The organism is uncultured Photobacterium sp., assembly GCF_947039875.1.
Taxonomy (GTDB): Bacteria; Pseudomonadota; Gammaproteobacteria; order Enterobacterales; family Vibrionaceae; genus Photobacterium.
Genome location: NZ_CAMRAN010000001.1, coordinates 134562 through 153311, shown reverse-complemented (window position 1 = coordinate 153311; position 18750 = coordinate 134562). Strand labels below are relative to the sequence as shown.

At 39.7% G+C, this 18750-nt stretch carries 14 protein-coding genes; 6 read left to right on the top strand and 8 right to left on the bottom strand.

The features are described from left to right. Positions 1-604 precede the first annotated feature (604 nt). Together Q0V26_RS00595 and yjjX are read left to right on the top strand one after the other, a co-directional pair. On the top strand, positions 605-1243 hold the full coding sequence (locus Q0V26_RS00595) for a helix-turn-helix transcriptional regulator (protein WP_297474774.1): 639 nt from the start codon (positions 605-607) through the stop codon (positions 1241-1243). 130 nt (positions 1244-1373) lie between these two features. Beyond that, positions 1374-1889, top strand: coding sequence for an inosine/xanthosine triphosphatase (gene yjjX / locus Q0V26_RS00590; RefSeq protein ID WP_297474772.1), 516 nt, complete (start codon positions 1374-1376; stop codon positions 1887-1889). Positions 1890-1944: 55 nt separating this feature from the next. Here the strand turns inward: yjjX and trpR are convergent, their stop codons facing one another. Continuing rightward, positions 1945-2262 carry a trp operon repressor gene (trpR, locus tag Q0V26_RS00585; RefSeq protein ID WP_297474770.1) on the bottom strand — a complete coding sequence of 106 codons (318 nt, stop codon included), beginning with the start codon at positions 2260-2262 and terminating at the stop codon, positions 1945-1947. Between the two features lie 235 nt (positions 2263-2497). After that, positions 2498-4435 (bottom strand): murein transglycosylase, encoded by a 1938-nt coding sequence (gene sltY, locus Q0V26_RS00580; protein ID WP_297474768.1) that lies wholly within the window; start codon positions 4433-4435, stop codon positions 2498-2500. Between the two features lie 312 nt (positions 4436-4747). Here sltY and ettA point away from each other — a divergent pair, with 312 nt between their 5' ends. Together ettA and Q0V26_RS00570 are read left to right on the top strand one after the other, a co-directional pair. Then, positions 4748-6415: an energy-dependent translational throttle protein EttA gene (ettA, locus tag Q0V26_RS00575; RefSeq protein ID WP_297474766.1), complete on the top strand. Its 1668-nt coding sequence runs from the start codon at positions 4748-4750 to the stop codon at positions 6413-6415. A 270-nt stretch (positions 6416-6685) separates the two neighbouring features. Next, entirely contained in the window at positions 6686-7669 is a 984-nt protein-coding gene (locus tag Q0V26_RS00570; RefSeq protein WP_297474764.1) for a M23 family metallopeptidase, read from the top strand. Between the two features lie 92 nt (positions 7670-7761). Here the strand turns inward: Q0V26_RS00570 and radA are convergent, their stop codons facing one another. Next, complete coding sequence (radA, locus tag Q0V26_RS00565) at positions 7762-9153, bottom strand: DNA repair protein RadA (RefSeq protein ID WP_080158430.1); 1392 nt, start codon at positions 9151-9153, stop codon at positions 7762-7764. 151 nt (positions 9154-9304) lie between these two features. On the opposite strand from radA, the gene Q0V26_RS00560 reads away from it, so the two are divergent. After that, positions 9305-11659: a PilZ domain-containing protein gene (locus tag Q0V26_RS00560; protein WP_297474761.1), complete on the top strand. Its 2355-nt coding sequence runs from the start codon at positions 9305-9307 to the stop codon at positions 11657-11659. A gap of 80 nt (positions 11660-11739) precedes the next feature. Here Q0V26_RS00560 and serB read toward each other — a convergent pair whose 3' ends face one another. Beyond that, the gene (serB, locus tag Q0V26_RS00555; RefSeq protein ID WP_297474758.1) at positions 11740-12705 is read right to left on the bottom strand and encodes a phosphoserine phosphatase; all 966 of its coding nucleotides are present in this window, start codon (positions 12703-12705) and stop codon (positions 11740-11742) included. 265 nt (positions 12706-12970) lie between these two features. Between serB and Q0V26_RS00550 the strand changes: the two genes are divergently transcribed. Beyond that, a complete protein-coding gene (locus tag Q0V26_RS00550) occupies positions 12971-13585 on the top strand; it encodes an AhpA/YtjB family protein (RefSeq protein WP_297474756.1) in 615 nt (204 codons plus the stop codon). A 99-nt stretch (positions 13586-13684) separates the two neighbouring features. Here Q0V26_RS00550 and deoD read toward each other — a convergent pair whose 3' ends face one another. From deoD to deoC, 4 genes are all read right to left on the bottom strand, one after another. Beyond that, positions 13685-14404, bottom strand: a complete 720-nt coding sequence (gene deoD, locus Q0V26_RS00545; RefSeq protein WP_080175075.1) for a purine-nucleoside phosphorylase — start codon at positions 14402-14404, stop codon at positions 13685-13687. Between the two features lie 204 nt (positions 14405-14608). Beyond that, positions 14609-15829 (bottom strand): phosphopentomutase, encoded by a 1221-nt coding sequence (locus Q0V26_RS00540; RefSeq protein ID WP_297474726.1) that lies wholly within the window; start codon positions 15827-15829, stop codon positions 14609-14611. 10 nt (positions 15830-15839) lie between these two features. Further along, positions 15840-17171: a thymidine phosphorylase gene (deoA, locus tag Q0V26_RS00535; protein WP_297474724.1), complete on the bottom strand. Its 1332-nt coding sequence runs from the start codon at positions 17169-17171 to the stop codon at positions 15840-15842. A gap of 230 nt (positions 17172-17401) precedes the next feature. Further along, complete coding sequence (gene deoC, locus Q0V26_RS00530; protein WP_297474722.1) at positions 17402-18178, bottom strand: deoxyribose-phosphate aldolase; 777 nt, start codon at positions 18176-18178, stop codon at positions 17402-17404. Positions 18179-18750: the final 572 nt, after the last annotated feature.

The window sequence follows — 18750 nt, the reverse complement described above, 5'->3', positions numbered from 1 at the left end:
GATAAAAGTACATTTCATTAGCAGACATTATGAATAGTTATCAATAAGTAAAACAATAAGGCACATAGTCTTTTCAAACTAAAATATTAAATACCTACTAAGCATACCAAGCAGTATTTAATATTTATCGAATTCGCATTATTCTTAAATGAATCAATAATAAAATTAATACCCATAAAAACTACTTCATTTTATTATTGTCTTAATTATCATTAAACCCCCTTACTTTACAAAATAAGCTCCGATTTACAAAAATAAAAAAACAAATGCCATCATAACATTTAACACTATCAAGTTTACTTTTTAGTTATTTAGAATCATAACGTTATAACCATATGTTATTTTTCCGCTTCATATTCTGATTACCACGCCCGAACATAATCACGGTATAAAGGTTAACCTTTCACTATCAAAACTTATTTCATTCTGCGTATTTTGTTCCCTTTTTTACCCATCTTTCCTGTGGGGTATATTCCTTTAACCAAATCAATCCCACTTTTTAAGTAACAATGATTCCTTTTCTACACTTTTAAGTAATATCTTTTATAACTATTGAGAATTCATATTATATTCACCCCCCTATTTGAAGCAGGAAGCTAGTTACATGGAATATTTAGAGAGAATTAAACGTTTAGCTAAAGTTCAAGGCATCAGCCAAAAGCAACTTGGTGAAGCATTAAACCTTCAACAAGGCACAATGAGCCGTAAGCTTTCAGGTAAATACGGTATTGAAGTTCGCGAATTAGAAAAAATCGCTGAAACACTTAATACATCAATTGGTTATATCCTAACTGGTCAAATTGATACCGGAACACAGGCAACGACAACTATCAGCACTGAACATGATAGCTCTGCAACGTGCACCTATATTCCGGTGATCCACCGTAAAGATTTTTCAGCTTACAATTTAGGTGATTCTGTTGAGGTGATCAGTAAACGTGCGATCCCCCAGCATTTAGAGCGTGATACATGCCTAGGCTTATTTATTGATAATGAAAATATTTCACACTGTGCGCCAGTAGGTAGCTATGCACTAGCAACCAAAGAAGCGGCTTATCGTCCTAAACAACCTGTATTTGCTTCTGTACGTGATAGTGAACCTGATTTTTACCACATGACACAACTGGCTGATGGTGTTGTATTCTCAACCTCACAACCTGATTTTCCAAATCTATTTGTAAATAACGGTGAGTTTCAAATTCACGGTTACATTATCCAATCAGACTGGGCTTACGATCGTTAATTACGACAGCCGGCTCAATTAGGGATTAAAGAAAGCTCATCTTTTAGATGGGCTTTTTATTACTGTTATTTCGTACATAAAGCGGTTATTTTTAAGTTATTCAATACTCTATTTAACCGAATATACCATTATGCCTACTATTATTGTTGCCTCAACCAATCCAGCCAAAATAACCGCCGTCACTGATGCATTCTCGGCAGCCTTTCCTCAACAAGTATTTTCCATAACAGGGGTAAGTACTGAAAGTGGCGTACGCGATCAACCATTAACTTGTGAAGAAACATTATTAGGGGCTAATAATCGTGTTATTTCATGTCGCAAACGTTACCCTAATGCCGATTACATTGTTGGCCTAGAAGCAGGACTCGATGATAATTTTACATTTGCGTGGATGGTGATTGAGTATCAAGGTAAACAATCTACAGCCCGTTCGGCTTCGTTACCTTTGCCGCTATTGGCATTAGAAAAAATAGCCCAAGGAATGGAGTTGGGGGATGTGATGGATGAGATGTTTACCCAGCAAAATATTAAACAAAAAGGTGGAGCTATTGCGATGCTAACCCACCATTTATTGAGCCGTAGCAGTGTTTATCAACAAGCTTTAATTCTCGCGTTAATCCCTTTTTTGCACCCTGAATTATACTAAAGATAATCTAAAGTGTATGACTAACGCGCGATATTTTAATAACGATTAATTAGTATTATTCTGAGGCTGATGGGACATTTTTGGCTAGAAAATTAGCTAACCATGCTTTGGTTGCATCATCTTGATGCTTAAGTTCATTTGAACCACGGGTAATTGTTGCTACCCCAACACCAAGTAACTCACTAATTTTACGCTGACTACGTTCACCATTTAGTAGCTCATGTACTATGTTCACTCGTGCGATTAAAGCCTCTCTTTCATCATGAGTTAATAATACTTTAAACAATAACTGTTCTCGTTGCTCCACAGAAGCTTGTTGAAGTAAATCTAGAATCTGTTGCCAATCAGTATACTTTGGTGAGTCTACAGCCATTTTCGTTTATCCCGTAAGGCATTATATACGCGATGCAGTGTACCCCGATTCCCACATCAGACCAAGTAACGGTTATAATCCTAATCTTTGCTGGCTAAATAATCTTCATATCAATCAGTATGATATTTAATATTAAAACGCTAACGCTTATAGAAATATCCTCTTATTAATAAATAACCGCCACTGTTATTTTTAACATAACAATAGCGGTTTATTTACAATACTCGAGTAATGGTTAATAACGGGCTTTTTGTTCTTGTGGACTAAATAATACCCCTTTACGTCCCATCAATTCATTATAATAAATATCAAACATCAATACATTTTGAACATAACCACGGGTTTCATTAAATGGAATTTGTTCAATAAAAGCATAAACGTCCAGTTTACCAGCCGTCACTTTCTTCCACTGCGAGACTCGACCAGGGCCGGCATTATAAGATGCAAAAGCATAGATACGATTACCATCATTACGCTCTAACATCATTTTTAAATATGCACTACCTAAGCGAATATTAACACTAGGATCAAATAAACTTTGTTTGCCTTTATATTTATAATTAAGTTTTTTCGCTGTCTCAGCTGCCGTTGCTGGCATAAGTTGCATTAATCCGCTTGCACCAACATGTGAGCCGGCATGAATATTTAACGCACTTTCTTGACGTGCTAATGCCATCATCGTCGAGGCTGGAATATTCTGCTGCTTACTGAAAGAATCAAATAACCATTTGTATGCCAATGGAAAGCGCAACGTCATATGATCCCATAACTTACCCGAAATCGTAGCTTGAATAGCAAGGTAATGCCATTGATGCTTGTCTGCATATACAGCGAGTTGACGCTTCGTTTGTACATCAGTAATTTTAGATAACAGATAACCCCATTGACGGTTAGCAGCAGTCACTTTATCAAGTGCCATCAATTCTTTAACAAGCGCTAAGCTCTTTTGATAAGGCTTTAATAAGGCGGTCGATGTCGGTGCTTTCGTTAGCGGATACACAATCGGTTTATGTAATATTGTTGCCGAGGCCGCACTGTAAAAATCACGCTCACCTAATAATGAAGTATAAATTTTATTCGCTTGTTTTTTATTACCGTTTTGCGCTAATAATTTTGCTTTCCAGAATTTCCAACGCGGTGTCTGTTGCGCCTCTTTGGGTAAGCGATTAATCCACAGTTGAGTTTGTTTCCAGTTTGCCTCACGAATAGCATTACGTACACGACGTTCTAGAAGGCTAGTATTATCACTCTGTGCTAACTTACTATCACGCCACTTTGCTAGTCTCGTATCTGTGGTTGACATTAAGCGTGAAGCGACAGCATCTGCCAATATTTGTTTGGTTGCTTTATCAAAATGTTGCGCACGTATAACTTGGTCATACACTGCAACCGCTTGTTTGCTATCAGTGCGAGCTAACTGTAAAAAAGCATTTTTAGTCAGAGCTTGACTAAAAGGCGTAACTTTACTTTTTTTAGCAAATATCGCCACATTTTGCGGCCGATCGTATAATGCTAATATTTTCTGACCTGTTGCTTGTGCGTTACCGGTTAAGAGCTTATCAAGATAAATTAATAAACTTTTATTGCCTTCAGCATATGCTAATACCATTCGATCCAACACCATAGTATTGGTACGTTTACCAGCCGCACTCCAACTATCTAATAAATTATCACACTCTTTTGGCAGTGAACTGCCTGTTTGCCACAATTTCTCAGCGCCTTGCCATGCTAATTGAGTATAACCCGTTTTTTCTTTAGCATAATAAAATGCACACTGAAGATCAGTACTATGTGGTACTGCAGGTTGTATTATTAAAAAATCACGCCATCGCCCAGTCTTAACCAACTGGTTTAAATAACGTTTCTTAACTATAACGCTAAATGGCAGCATATTATATTTATCAATAAAAACCTGAACTTGACTTGGTTTTTTCATTGCAAGCTGAGCATTAAATTCATTGTACTCCAAATAAGGGTAAAGTGAATATCCGCCTAATTGGGCTTTTTTTTGATTAAACACAGCCATATTATTAGCTGAAAACGCATTTTGCGCTTGTTTATACCATGTCCGTTGTTGCTCTAAAGAAGCCGCTTGGGCTGTTATTGTGCTCGTTAATCCGACCGTCAACAAAGCAAATGAAAAAACGCGAGAATAACTAAATAGACGTGCCACGATTAACTCCATATCAAAAAACACTAAAACACATGTACAATCCTTGCTCAAGAATAGCAAAAAAAAGCCACATTAATACAGAATCAAGTTATTACACAAGTTATTACGTAAGTTATTACATAAGCATTACATGCATTCACGAAATTGTGATTACGATGGAATCTGATTGTGGTAGCAACGATAACAACAAACAATCCCTTTCTATCGCTAAAATACCTTGCCCAGCCGCGAAATTAATAACAATTCAAATGAACTTTTAAAGATTATAGGTACTATATAAGCTTCATTTCAGATTAGAGATCACACACGGATATGGCTGATTACGTTTATACCATGTCGCGAGTGGGAAAAATCGTCCCACCTAAGCGTCAAATCTTAAAAGATATTTCACTAAGTTTTTTTCCTGGTGCCAAAATTGGTGTACTTGGTCTTAACGGTTCAGGTAAATCAACCTTACTGCGCATCATGGCAGGCATCGATACTGATATTGAAGGTGAAGCACGTCCTCAAGTTGGCCTTAAAGTCGGTTACCTACCTCAAGAACCGATATTGGATGAAACCAAAACGGTACGTGAAATTGTTGAAGAATCTGTTTCAGATGTTAAAGAGGCGCTCATTCGTCTCGATGAAGTCTATTCAGCCTACGCTGAACCTGATGCTGATTTTGATGCACTCGCAAAAGAACAAGGCGATTTGGAATCGTTAATTGAAACCAAAGATGGTCACAACCTTGGCATGCAACTTGAGCGTGCTGCCGATGCACTGCGTCTACCCGATTGGGATGCTGTGGTTAAAAATCTTTCTGGTGGTGAGCGCCGTCGTGTCGCTATTTGTCGTTTATTACTTGATAAGCCCGACATGCTGCTACTTGATGAACCTACTAACCACTTGGATGCTGAATCAGTGGCGTGGCTAGAGCACTTCTTGGTTGATTACAGTGGTACTGTTGTGGCAATTACCCACGACCGTTACTTCCTTGATAACGCTGCTGGCTGGATTCTAGAACTTGACCGTGGTGAAGGTATTCCATGGCAAGGTAACTATACTTCATGGCTTGAGCAAAAAGATGCCCGTCTAAAACAAGAATCATCTCAAGAACGTGCTTTACAAAAAACCATTGAGAAAGAACTTGAATGGGTGCGTCAAAACCCTAAAGGTCGTCAAGCTAAATCAAAAGCACGTATGGCGCGTTTTGAAGAACTAAATACTAGCGATCACCAAAAACGTAATGAAACCAATGAACTATTTATTCCGCCAGGTGAACGTTTAGGCGATAAAGTCATTGAAGTTAAAAACTTAACCAAATCGTTTGGTGATCGTGTATTAATTGATGATTTATCCTTCAGTATGCCTAAAGGTGCCATCGTCGGTATTATCGGTGCTAACGGTGCAGGTAAATCAACCTTATTTAAGATGTTAAGTGGCGCAGAACAACCAGATTCAGGCACCATTGAGTTAGGTGAAACGGTAAAACTCGCATCGGTTGATCAGTTCCGCGATAGCATGAACGACGATAACACGGTTTACCAAGAAATCTCTGAAGGCGCTGATATTCTCAAGATCAACAACTTTGAGATCCCAGCACGTGCATATGTATCACGCTTTAACTTTAAAGGCAGTGATCATCAAAAACGCATTGGTGATTTATCAGGTGGTGAACGTAACCGTGTTCACTTAGCGAAACTGCTAAAAGCGGGCGGTAACGTATTACTACTCGATGAACCAACCAACGACCTTGACGTGGAAACATTACGTGCGTTAGAAGAAGCGCTACTTGAGTTTCCTGGTTGTGCAATGGTTATCTCGCACGACCGTTGGTTCTTAGACCGTGTTGCAACGCATATTCTTGATTATCGCGATGAAGGTAAAGTGAGCTTCTTTGAAGGTAACTTTACTGAGTACACTGATTGGTTGAAGAAAACACTAGGGGCTGATGCCGCTGATCCTCACCGCATCAAATACAAACGTATTACCAAATAATTAGTGTTGCCCTATAAAAGAGCTGTTTAACCAGCTCTTTTTATCAAAATAAAATATTCTTTAAAACCAATAACTTTAATTAAGCATTAATCAATAGATACAATATCGCCTCATTTTTGTGACATGATAACTAGCAATAATGAAAATGAAGACATAGACTCAATAACTTATTATTTATCACTCGTTGGCACTTCTTACCCCAACAATGGCAAGCTTAAATTCGTTGTTGATTGTCGACTTTCTCTTATTTATCAATAATAAGCATAGATTATGTCTCATTTAGAACCACCAATGTCAACATCATCATCCAGCACTAAACCTTCACGTCCGCGACAGTATTATTACCGTGCAGTGATCATTCTTGCAGTATGCGGTCTGCTTAGTTATGGTGGCTATTCAATGTACCACCTTTACCAAAACGCTAAAATTTCACAGTTCAAAGCCCAAAAACTCAGTGCACAAGCATTATCATTGAGTGCCTCACTGTCAGAAGAAACGGCAATGAATCAAGATCTCAATCAAGCATTAGCCGCCAAGAAAAAATCATTAATTGCACTGAATCAGCGGATTGATGATATGGAAACTATATTGGGTATTGAACCACCAGCGGATAACCAAACCATCACCCAACGGGTCGATACCGCAGCCATTAACTCAGCCGTTAGAGCAACCTTGTTTCAATTGATTCCCAATGGTGCTCCAACCCCTAATGTTCAATTAACATCTGACTTTGGTACGCGTGTTCATCCGATCACTAAAAAACGCAAACGTCATGATGGCCTTGATTTTGCTGCTAAAATTGGTTCTCCAATTTATGCCCCTGCCGATGCGGTTATTGAACGCGCCCGTAGCAGTAATTATGGTTATGGTAATCAATTAACCCTTAATCATACGATGGGGTTTATTTCGACTTACTCACACCTCAATAAATTTAAAGTGAAACAAGGCGAGTTTGTTAAAAAAGGCCAACTTATTGGTTGGACTGGCAATTCAGGATTATCAACAGGCCCCCATTTACATTATGAAATTCGCTTTTTAGGCAAACCATTAAACCCACGACCATTTGTGAAATGGGATATTGAAAATTTTGATGCTTTATTTAAACAAGAAAAGAATGTCCAATGGGCATCACTGTTAAATACCATCAATAGTATGGTCGCAATGCAGGTGCAATTGACTGGGGATGAAAATCACGACCTTGGTATTACCACCGCAAGTCATACTGAACCATCACCAAACCAAGACGATCTATAAGCAAGAACAATTTCACCGACAACGAATAATAAAAAGGCCAACCACATTATCGTGATTGGCCTTTTTGTTGACCTTAATTGACGCTATTAATATTAATTAATCAGTTCAATCAATTCATGGATAGTTTTGACCGCTACAATTTTCGCGCCTAAACCTTCCATTGATTTATGGTAGTTACGATAAGGAATAAAGATTTCCGTAAAGCCATGTTGCGCCGCTTCTTTTACCCGTGGCACGCCACTGTCTATTGGGCGCACATCACCATTTAGACTTAGCTCACCCATAATGCAGGTTGTACGCGGTACCACAAACTCGTTTAAGCTACTTAATAATGCCGCCACCAATGCTAAATCGATACAAGTTTCTGACTCATCAATTTTTAAACCACCGACAATATTAAAAAAAGTATCATGGAAGATTTTAGTTTTCGCATGCTTACGTAAAATACCTGTTAGCATTTTAATGCGATTCATGTTTAAGCCAACACAAACCCGTTGAGGAAACTCCCCTTCTGTTTCAGTGGTTAAACATTGGATCTCAAGTAAAATATTCCGATTACCTTTACGAATGCAGGTAATTGCAGAGCCTGATGATTCAGTGGTTGATCCCGATAAGAAAATTTCACTAGGGTTATCAACACTAAGCATTCCGCGCTCGGTCATACGAAAAATACCAACCGTATCCACATCACCAAAACGGTTTTTATTGGCGCGTAATGTCCGGACTTGACCATCATTAGTATCGATATGCAATAACGCATCAACGATATGTACCAATGTCTGTGGACCTGCTATTTCGTTATTTTTATTAACGTGGGCAATCAAAAACATAGTAACGTTGTTTTGTTTGCAATATTGCGTCAATGATTGCGCCGCAGTTTTTACTTGTGACGGTGAACCTGGGCTACCATTGGCCAATTCGGTTGATACCGCTTGAATGGAGTCAATAACTGCAAACTTAATCTGTTTCGCATCTAATTCAGCGATGATCGCTTCAACACTGGTTTCTGCCATTAGATATAAGTTATCTTCATTGCAGCTTAGTTTGAGACGATTAACACGGTTTTTAAACTGTGATAATGATTCTTCCGCAGTACAGTACAATGATGGCATTAATTTCGACATTCTTGCCACTAAATCAGATAACAAGGTGGTTTTACCCGCTCCTGGATCACCTGAAATAATATTGACTGAGCCAGTGGTTAATCCACCGCACAACACGCGATCAAGCTCACCGATGCCTGTTAGCATTTTTTGGGCATCAACCGCTTCAACTTCATGTAATTTTTTAGAACCGCCGCCCGCAATACCTGCGTATCCAGACAGACTTGAACGAGCTGAGGTTGCGACGCCACTTTTGGTATTTGGAATAGTAAATTCAGTGATAGTGTTCCATGATTTACACCCTGAACATTGGCCTTGCCAACGCGCAAAATCCATTCCGCAATCACTACATACGTATGCTCGTTTTGCTGCTTTTGCCATTCTATATCCTACATCAGTTTATTATTCACAATCACAAACCATTTTAGCGTCAATAAACTATCGAATAACGACAACTATATGTCAGTTACCCCTAAATTTTTTACGCTGTTGGTCGATGATACAACTAGCCATTCATCAATAGATCCAAATCATGCATCTCGACAATTATAAAACATTGATTGAGCAATTATTGCCAATTTATAACCATCCCGATTTTGAGGTCGCGTTCAAATCATTAACTGACCACGAAACAGGTCCGGTGCGACTCCAAATAAAAATGGAAATCAATCGCTTAATGACCCCTTGCAATAAAATTATTGATCTGCGAGGACGGGTTAAAGGTCAATGTCGAGAATATATCTTTAGTGGTCATAGCCATTGGTTAGATGATGTGGCTATTAACATTTATCATCACCGTAAAGCAGTGTTTGCTGGACAATATTGCTATGGCTTGTATGAAGAATTAATTAATACTCACAATAATTTTCGTATTCTTCACCAGCAACAAAAAATGCCACCGATCTACACTACACCAGAAGATAATCCATGTAGCTTATTTCAAGCCCAGCTAATTCGATTTGGATACTATCTTAGCCGCGAAGAAAAGCGACTCAGTATTGCCACGCCAATCGCATTAACCTTGAGTAATGAGCAACAGGTGTTAGCCACCACGGTTGATCTGTCTTTTTCAGGCGCGAAGTGTAAGGTACCCGCCGCATTTGATTATCAATTAGGTCAAACCATTACGGCATCATTTCCCCAATTAGCACAACAATACCAAGATGCACGCCTCAATCAAAGCTACCATTACCGTATTTTAGGCATTGATGATATTCAAGATAACGACAATATAAAATGGTTACGTTTATTGGCATTAACAGACAATACTGCCTTACAAACGATTATTAAGCATGATCAGCACCAATCGTTAAGCCGTAACAACCACGATGACAAAATCATTCAATTGCGCACCCAAGGTTATGAGCATTGCTACCTTAAACATACCCTTACGATGCCATTATTTTTTGCAGGTGAGCATTTAAAATACAGTTTATTGACTGACCATAATCAACATCAATGGCAATACTGGCATGATGAACGCAATCAACCCGTGATCAATCACCTACTGTCAGCAACGCGAATCAATAACCTTGAACTAAGTGGCATCTCTCACACCAGCACTTTAATTTATAGCTTCTTTCATGAGCACCAAGGCCAACGCTATTTTTATTCGGCAGCCCTCCCTGAAATGACACGCCAACAACGGCTGTTATTTTGGCAGATAGGTGCTAAGCGTGATAGTTGGCGCGTTATGCGGTTAACCATGTACCCATTAGCCAAAAATGGCATACAAGCACTAGCACAACTGACACCTGAAATGATGACTTACTGTCAGGATTTATCGCATATAGGGACGTTAGAAGATTTAACCCATCAAGAGGTTCAGCCTGATTACCTGTGTGGTGTGACATCAACCTTAACCCCACAAGCGTTGAATCAATTTCGTCATCCGCGTAACCCAATCAGCCAAGCTGAAGCGATTCATTTTGATCCCAAACCGCTACGTAGCGAAAACCGATTTCGTTATAAAACAGCCATTACATTACAGCAAGATCATGAGACGCTCAGTGGTACTTCCATCGATTTTTCTAGTCGTGGACTGAATATCAATTTACATCAGCCATTACGATGCAAACAAGGTGACACGGTCCAAATTGAATTTACACAATTAGCTCGCAGCACTAAAAACGATATTCTAAAAAAAATGCCCTATCAGGTTATTCGCACAAGTCCTAGTGGTAAAAATATTCAGTTAATCACCATTGAAAATGAGGGAGGGTTATTAGGCGAGCAATTTCTTCGTTCTTTAATTGAGTCTAACCTTGAAAAATTAGCCCTGTGCAAGGAGCCACAACCATCAACAGCAATGTTGCTAACCATGCATCAAATGCTACTGACACGACTGCATAGCTTGCCATATTTTGCAGAAAAGATAGATCATAAAATAAAAGTTACAGCTGTCGGGTCCAATTTCCCATTATCGCCCCTAGCAAGCATGCTGCATCAGCTAAGTGACAATGATCGTTTAGATCTTGATGTGATTTTTAAGCAACGAGTTAAACAAATGCTCGCCGATCCCATGCGACCACGGGATAAACAACAGCAACAACAGCCGTTTATTCATGAGTTATATTTAGCGGTTGAGTATCGTGATAAGCAGATACATAGCATTGAGACTAAACAGCGCTGTGATTTCGATGATCTGGCCGCGCAACGGGATTATATTCAGTACGCTCGGCAACACGGCAATCTATTTGCAGTGCGTATTACAGCACTACCATTATTAAATCCACTGACGGCATTGATTGGTGAAAAACTCAGTAAATTAGCCCGTTTAACATTACACCGTGCACGTGCATTAGAAATGGAATTTACTTCATTAATTGGCTGTGGTGAAATTTTTGATATTACCGATGAAGTCTTAATTCGGCTTGAAATACATTAAGTCTAATCACCTTCCGCACCCTCTCAGGTGCGGAATGTTTGAGGGTAATTAACATACTCATTGTCTCACTATGCTAACCGCTACCATGCTAAGCGTTGTTCGGCTAACGACGCTGATAGAATACAAATAATCGCGCCTAAATTGGCATGTCGAACCGCCACATCTGCCTGCTGCTCAACATTGGGCTTCGCGTGATAAGCAATGCCTAATCCAGCAATATCCATCATCAACAAATCATTAGCACCGTCACCAACCGCCACCGTATTATGGGGCTCAATATCAAATTCTTCAGCCAGTGCCAGTAAAATTTCCGCTTTTGATTTCGCGTCAATGACTTTACCCTTCACCTTACCTGTGAGCTTACCATCAATAATTTCAAGGGTATTTGATGTCGCTGACACCAAGTTAAACTGTTGTTTAAGGTGATCAGAAAAATAGGTAAACCCACCCGATGCAATCGCAACTTGCCAGCCATAATGGTACAAAGTGGCAATAAGTTGTGGTAATTCTGGCATTAACGGCAACGTATCCCGCACTTGCGTTAGAATCGCTGCATCAGCTCCAGCTAACGTTGCGACCCGTTGACGTAAGCTTTGTTCAAAATCTAACTCGCCTAACATCGCCCGTTCAGTCACTGCGGCAACCTCTTCACCGACCCCTGCTAAGGTGGCGATTTCATCAATACATTCAATTTCAATCGCGGTCGAGTCCATATCTAACACCACAATCCCTGGCATTGATAAATCAGGAATATCACTGACATAAGCGACATCTAATTGCAGATCAATCACGATCTGTTGTTGGGCTGGTGTTAGCTCGCTGGCAATCAAAATCACATCATACGATCCCACTTTCCAAGCAGCGACAATCTCAATATTAGTGATGGCAACAGCATTAATAGCGTCAATATTATCGAGTGTGATATGGGAACCATATACCAACCAATTTGCTTGGCGTTTACTGGTATTAGTAACGGATAATATTTCTGGAAAGCGTTTATATAAGGTCGGGTGTTTATTGATTTTGAGTACGTTAGCAACATCCATTGCGTCATCCTTAACAATTTAATTACTATAAACCTAACGATTGTGCACATGAAGAGCAAGTTCAATTGTAAAGTTATTGTTATATCAATAACTAATAAACTTCAATTAACTTATTTTAAATCATAAACTTATATCTTATTTTATTTATTATCCATTTCACGGGGAAGTGTGTTAATAAACAGTAACAAATCCTTATCAGGGGGAAATAATCATCCGTTATTTTTTAGTGTAGAATAACCTTAATCAGAGTAATCGGGTGATATGAATGATTCAATGGAACACTAAGCGGTGGCAACGTCAGCGGCTACAAAAAGCCATGATCTTGTTTGTATGCCTATTAATATCTATTGGCATACTGCAATATGGCGCGATCCTTAGCCAACAAAATTACCAAATGCTCAGTGAGCAAACTCAAACCTTATCGCAAGTTATTGTTCGTCAAGCAGCTAAAAATGCCGCCACTGATATTAAAAATAAAGATCAACGCCAACTGCAATTATTAGTCAATAATTTAGCGGCTGAACCTCTCATCTTAGATGCGACTATCTATAATCTTGAAGGGGTAGCGCTTGCAAAAACAAAAACGGCCTTGCCATTAGAGCAACTGACAGGATTATCGACACCATTAGCCATCGCAAGTATTGGTCGCCAACAAATTGCAGAGCCAGTGTTGATGAATAACCATATTATTGGATTTATACGCATCACGCTGGAACGAGATAAATTACTCACGCATGCCATTGATCAAATGTCGACCATGACCGCAATTATTCGCGGGCTGATTATTGCTGCACTGATTATTGGAATCTTACTGACCGTCGTCTTTAGCCGTCAACGTTATCAAGGCAGTTTTCCTTTTCTGCGTAATCAGCATCAGTAATAGCATTTTACCTCCATAAAAAAGCGGCAACAGCCTGAACTGTTACCGCTTTTTTTAATACTTATGACGACTGATATACAGTATCAATCAAGCATTTGATTACTCAGCATCGCCAAGTAATACTGATTCTAGTGCAATTTCAATCATCTCGTTGAACGTTAATTGACGTTCTTCTGATGTTGTTGCTTCACCACGTAGAATATGATCAGAAACAGTACAGATAGTCAGTGCTTTAGCACCAAACTCTGCTGCAACACCGTAGATACCCGCCGCTTCCATTTCAACACCAACAATGCCGTATTTATCCATTGTTTTGAAGAAATCAAAATCAGGATTGTAGAACAAGTCAGCAGAAAAGATATTACCTACTTTCACAGGAATGCCTTTTGCTTTTGCTGCGTCGACTGCATTTTGTACCATACCGAAATCTGCAATTGCTGCGAAATCATGGCCACCAAAACGGATACGGTTTACTTTAGAATCGGTTGATGCGCCCATACCGATAACAACATCGCGTAATTTAACGTCATCACGTACCGCACCACAACTACCAACACGGATAATTTTCTTCACGCCAAAGTCTTTAATTAACTCTGTCGCATAAATAGAACAAGAAGGGATACCCATACCGTGGCCCATAACAGAGATCTTACGACCTTTGTAAGTACCAGTGAAACCAAGCATGCCGCGAACGTTACATACTTCTGTCACATTCTCTAAAAATGTTTCAGCGATGAACTTAGCACGTAGCGGATCACCCGGCATTAGTACTACGTCTGCAAAATCGCCCATTTCAGCATTAATATGTGGAGTAGCCATAGTTATATCCTTTCTGTTAATTGAATCAGCACTCAATGATGACAAGCTATGTTTATGCTTATCGGCTGTCTCTTGCTGATCATCGTTTAATAGCGATCTGATAACGATCGTTATCGTACAAATATGTCCATTTTTTACTACGCAAGGCGATTAATCTCATGATTAGTCGCCTTGATGTTCAAGATAACGTCACAGTATTACGTTTTATAAGAACGATTTACCGTAATCCATATCAGAAGTACCAAAATGTATTGCTAAGCTTTGACCGATATCAGCAAATGTTTCACGACGGCCTAATGAGCCCGCTTGAACTTTTGGTCCGGTTACGATCACTGGAATATGCTCACGTGTGTGATCAGTACCAGGCCATGTTGGATCACAACCATGGTCAGCGGTAATAATTAACACATCGTCTTCTTTTAGCAAGGCTAAAATTTCAGGTAAACGACGGTCAAAATACTCAAGTGCCGCAGCATAACCTGCAACATTACGACGGTGGCCGTAAGCTGAGTCAAAGTCAACAAAGTTAGTAAACACGATGCTGTTATCACCAGCGACTTCAATTTGTGCTAACGTTGCATCAAATAAAGCAGGAATACCGGTTGCTTTTACTTTGCGAGAAATACCACAGCCCGCATAGATATCAGAAATCTTACCGATAGAAATCACTTCGCCTTGCTTCTCTTCAACTAACTTTTGCAGAATAGTTGTTGCAGGTGGCTCAAGTGATAAATCTCGACGGTTACCCGTACGTTCAAATTGACCTTTACCAGCACCAATAAATGGACGCGCAATAACACGTCCAATATTATAATCTTCTAGCTCTTCACGCACGATATGACAAAGTTCCATCAACTTATCAAGACCGTAAGTCTCTTCGTGACATGCAATTTGGAATACAGAGTCAGCAGATGTATAGAAAATTGGTTTACCTGTTTGCATGTGCTCTTCGCCCAAATCATCCAGTACTTGTGTACCCGATGCATGGCAGTTACCTAAGTAACCGTCTAAGCCTGCACGCTCAAGGATGCGATCAGTTAGCTCTTTTGGAAAGCTATTGGTCTTATCGCTGAAATAACCCCAGTCAAATAATACCGGTACGCCTGCAATTTCCCAGTGGCCAGAAGGTGTATCTTTTCCTGATGAAATTTCTTTCGCATGGCCAAACGCACCTACGATTTCAACATCAGTGTCCATACCTTCAGGAAAATGACCACATGACTCTTCACATGCTTTTGCTAAACCTAATTTGGTTAGGTTAGGTAGATAAAGGGCACCACTACGATCACCATTATTAGCTTCACCACGTGCACATGCTTGGGCAATATGACCAAGGGTGTTTGCACCCACGTCACCAAAATCAACCGCATCTTCCGTCGCGCCGATACCAAAAGAATCTAAAACTAAAATAATTGAACGTTTCATGTTTGCTCCGTTATACGTCTTGTTCGCCAATACGACGGTATACTTCAGGGGTTGGCTCTGACTGTGTATCAGCAATACTGATATTGGCACGAACCGCTTTAGCTGCTTCTTGCCATTGTGCTTCAGTACGTGCGTGTACCATTGCTAATGGAGTATCTGCATATACTTCATCACCAAGGCGAATCATATTTGATAAACCAACAGCATAATCAATGCTATCGCTAGCAACACGACGACCACCACCCATGCCAACAACAGCTATACCTAAACCACGGGTATCCATCGCAGTTGCAAAACCGGTTGTTTCAGCAAATACAGGTTTAATGATCTCTGCTTTATCAAGATAGTTATCATAATTATCGATAAAATCAGTTGGACCACCAAGACCTGCCACCATTTTGCCAAAACGTTCTGCTGCTTGACCATTATCTAACACTGTTTGAAGTTTCGCACGTGCTTGCGGTAAATCTGATGCTAGTTTACTGATAACTAACATTTCAGCGCACAATGCCATAGTGACTTCATATAAACGAGGATTACGGTATTCGCCCGTTAAAAACTGTACCGCTTCACGCACTTCAAGTGCATTACCCGCGGTTGATGCTAACACTTGGTTCATATCAGTCAACAACGCAGATGTACAAGTTCCAGCACCATTTGCGACAGCAACAATAGATTTGGCTAATTCTTCTGATGCGGCGTAAGTTGGCATAAATGCACCTGAACCTACTTTGACATCCATCACCAAGTAATCCAGACCTGCGGCTAATTTCTTAGACAAAATAGAGGCTGTGATTAATGAGATATTATCCACTGTTGCTGTTACATCACGGGTCGCATAAACACGCTTATCTGCAGGAGCTAAATCACCCGTTTGACCAATAATCGCCACACCCGCGTCTTTAGTTACTTTACCGAACACTTCATTGCTTGGCGTAATGTTGTAACCAGGAATAGATTCCAGCTTATCTAACGTACCACCCGTATGACCAAGACCACGACCAGAGATCATTGGTACATAGCCACCACATGCCGCTACCATAGCGCCCAGCATTAAAGAGGTCACATCACCCACACCACCGGTTGAGTGCTTATCAACAATTGGGCCATCAAAATTCATGTGGCTCCAATCGATCACCATGCCTGAGTCACGCATTGCACATGTTAAAGCAACACGCTCATCCATGGTCATATCATTAAAATAAATCGCCATTGCAAAGGCTGCGATTTGACCTTCAGAAACAGTATTTTTAGCAACACCTTGAATGAAAAAATTAATTTCATCGGCAGTTAAAACAATATTGTCGCGTTTTTTACGAATAATTTCTTGAGGTAAGTACATGACGATCCTCTTACTGATATGGATTTTAATAGGAAAAATTAATTATTTATTTATAAAACCAAACTATTATTACGTTAAATTTTACGTGCACGAAACCTGTCAGTGATGGCAAAACATCATTGAAAAACACACTAAATAAAATAAATAATTACGGCTAATATATAACGATTAGCATCAATAATAAGCGTTGAAAATAATAAGGTGGCATGACACCACCTTATTTCTAAAGCTTAGTAACCGCCTTGTGCAGCTTGCTCGCCTTCACCTAATGTGTGAAGTAAGTTAGCAAGTAGGCTTGATGCACCAAAACGGTAATGACGGCTATCTGCCCACTCATCACCAAGAATAGTGTTTGCCATTGCTAAATATTGTTGTGCATCTTCAGCAGTACGCACGCCACCAGCAGGTTTAAAACCAACTGTTTTTGCTACGCCCATGTCTTTGATTACATTTAGCATGATTTCAGCGTATTCAGGTGTTGCGTTTACAGGCACTTTACCTGTTGATGTTTTAATAAAATCAGCGCCAGCATTAATACAAATTTCAGATGCTTGCTTAATAAGTGCTTCCGTTTTTAGCTCACCAGTTTCGATGATAACTTTAAGCAAGACATTGTCACCACACGCTGCTTTACATTGCTTCACAAGCTCAAAGCCTACTTCAGTATTACCAGCCATTAGTGCGCGGTATGGGAATACAACGTCTACTTCGTCTGCACCGTAAGCAACAGCCGCTTTTGTTTCAGCCACAGCGATCTCAATATCATCATTACCGTGTGGGAAGTTAGTGACTGTTGCAACACGTACATCTGGTGTACCTTGCTCACGTAGTTGCTTCTTAGCGACAGGAATAAAACGAGGGTAGATACATACTGCAGCAGTGTTACCAACAACTGTTTTTGCATTCTTACATAGCGCGATCACTTTTTCGTCAGTGTCGTCTTCATTTAATGTTGTAAGGTCCATTAGTTTTAATGCACGTAGTGCTGCAGCTTTTAAATCGCTCATGACTTTCTCCAGTCGTAATGTTTGATCGCGGTAGTATTAATATTACTACCTGAATACTCGATATGAATTCAGCAGTGACCTCATTAACTTCACTGCGATGCAACAGCATTCATTGCCATTGTTATCTATGAGCGGACGTTATTCCTTGAAGACCCAGAAGAGAATAAACCCCTTCTAGTTGCTATCCTTTTCACCGCGTAAACTACCCCAGACAAGATTAAGTCCCCTTAACCAGTTAAGGTTTTACTTCACTTATAATATCAATTCAACCACGACTCGACCATTAATCTCGTGTTTCCTGTGGTGGATAATATGTTTACTGAAATAAAAAGTGTTTTCGCAACTCATGCAACTTAAACATAAAAAAAGCCGTTTTTTGCATAACAGTTATTGGTGATGCAAATAACAGCAACAACGTTATCAATTACAACCGCGATACTGTTTCTATAAGAGAATAATAACAGAGTGAAAATTAAGAAAGGGGAACGCAATCGATTTTATTACATTAAACCAAACTTAAATTTCATGACTTTTGACGAATAAAAAAAACGCCACAGCATCAGCCATGGCGT

What these genes read in the sequence shown, in the direction of transcription:
- Q0V26_RS00550 (WP_297474756.1), top strand. Translation starts at nt 12,971, where the DNA reads ATGATTCAATGGAACACTAAGCGGTGGCAACGTCAGCGGCTACAAAAA.
- radA (WP_080158430.1), bottom strand. Translation starts at nt 9,153, where the DNA reads ATGGCAAAAGCAGCAAAACGAGCATACGTATGTAGTGATTGCGGAATG.
- deoA (WP_297474724.1), bottom strand. Translation starts at nt 17,171, where the DNA reads ATGTACTTACCTCAAGAAATTATTCGTAAAAAACGCGACAATATTGTT.
- deoC (WP_297474722.1), bottom strand. Translation starts at nt 18,178, where the DNA reads ATGAGCGATTTAAAAGCTGCAGCACTACGTGCATTAAAACTAATGGAC.
- serB (WP_297474758.1), bottom strand. Translation starts at nt 12,705, where the DNA reads ATGGATGTTGCTAACGTACTCAAAATCAATAAACACCCGACCTTATAT.
- Q0V26_RS00570 (WP_297474764.1), top strand. Translation starts at nt 6,686, where the DNA reads ATGTCTCATTTAGAACCACCAATGTCAACATCATCATCCAGCACTAAA.
- ettA (WP_297474766.1), top strand. Translation starts at nt 4,748, where the DNA reads ATGGCTGATTACGTTTATACCATGTCGCGAGTGGGAAAAATCGTCCCA.
- Q0V26_RS00540 (WP_297474726.1), bottom strand. Translation starts at nt 15,829, where the DNA reads ATGAAACGTTCAATTATTTTAGTTTTAGATTCTTTTGGTATCGGCGCG.
- trpR (WP_297474770.1), bottom strand. Translation starts at nt 2,262, where the DNA reads ATGGCTGTAGACTCACCAAAGTATACTGATTGGCAACAGATTCTAGAT.
- yjjX (WP_297474772.1), top strand. Translation starts at nt 1,374, where the DNA reads ATGCCTACTATTATTGTTGCCTCAACCAATCCAGCCAAAATAACCGCC.
- Q0V26_RS00595 (WP_297474774.1), top strand. Translation starts at nt 605, where the DNA reads ATGGAATATTTAGAGAGAATTAAACGTTTAGCTAAAGTTCAAGGCATC.
- Q0V26_RS00560 (WP_297474761.1), top strand. Translation starts at nt 9,305, where the DNA reads ATGCATCTCGACAATTATAAAACATTGATTGAGCAATTATTGCCAATT.
- deoD (WP_080175075.1), bottom strand. Translation starts at nt 14,404, where the DNA reads ATGGCTACTCCACATATTAATGCTGAAATGGGCGATTTTGCAGACGTA.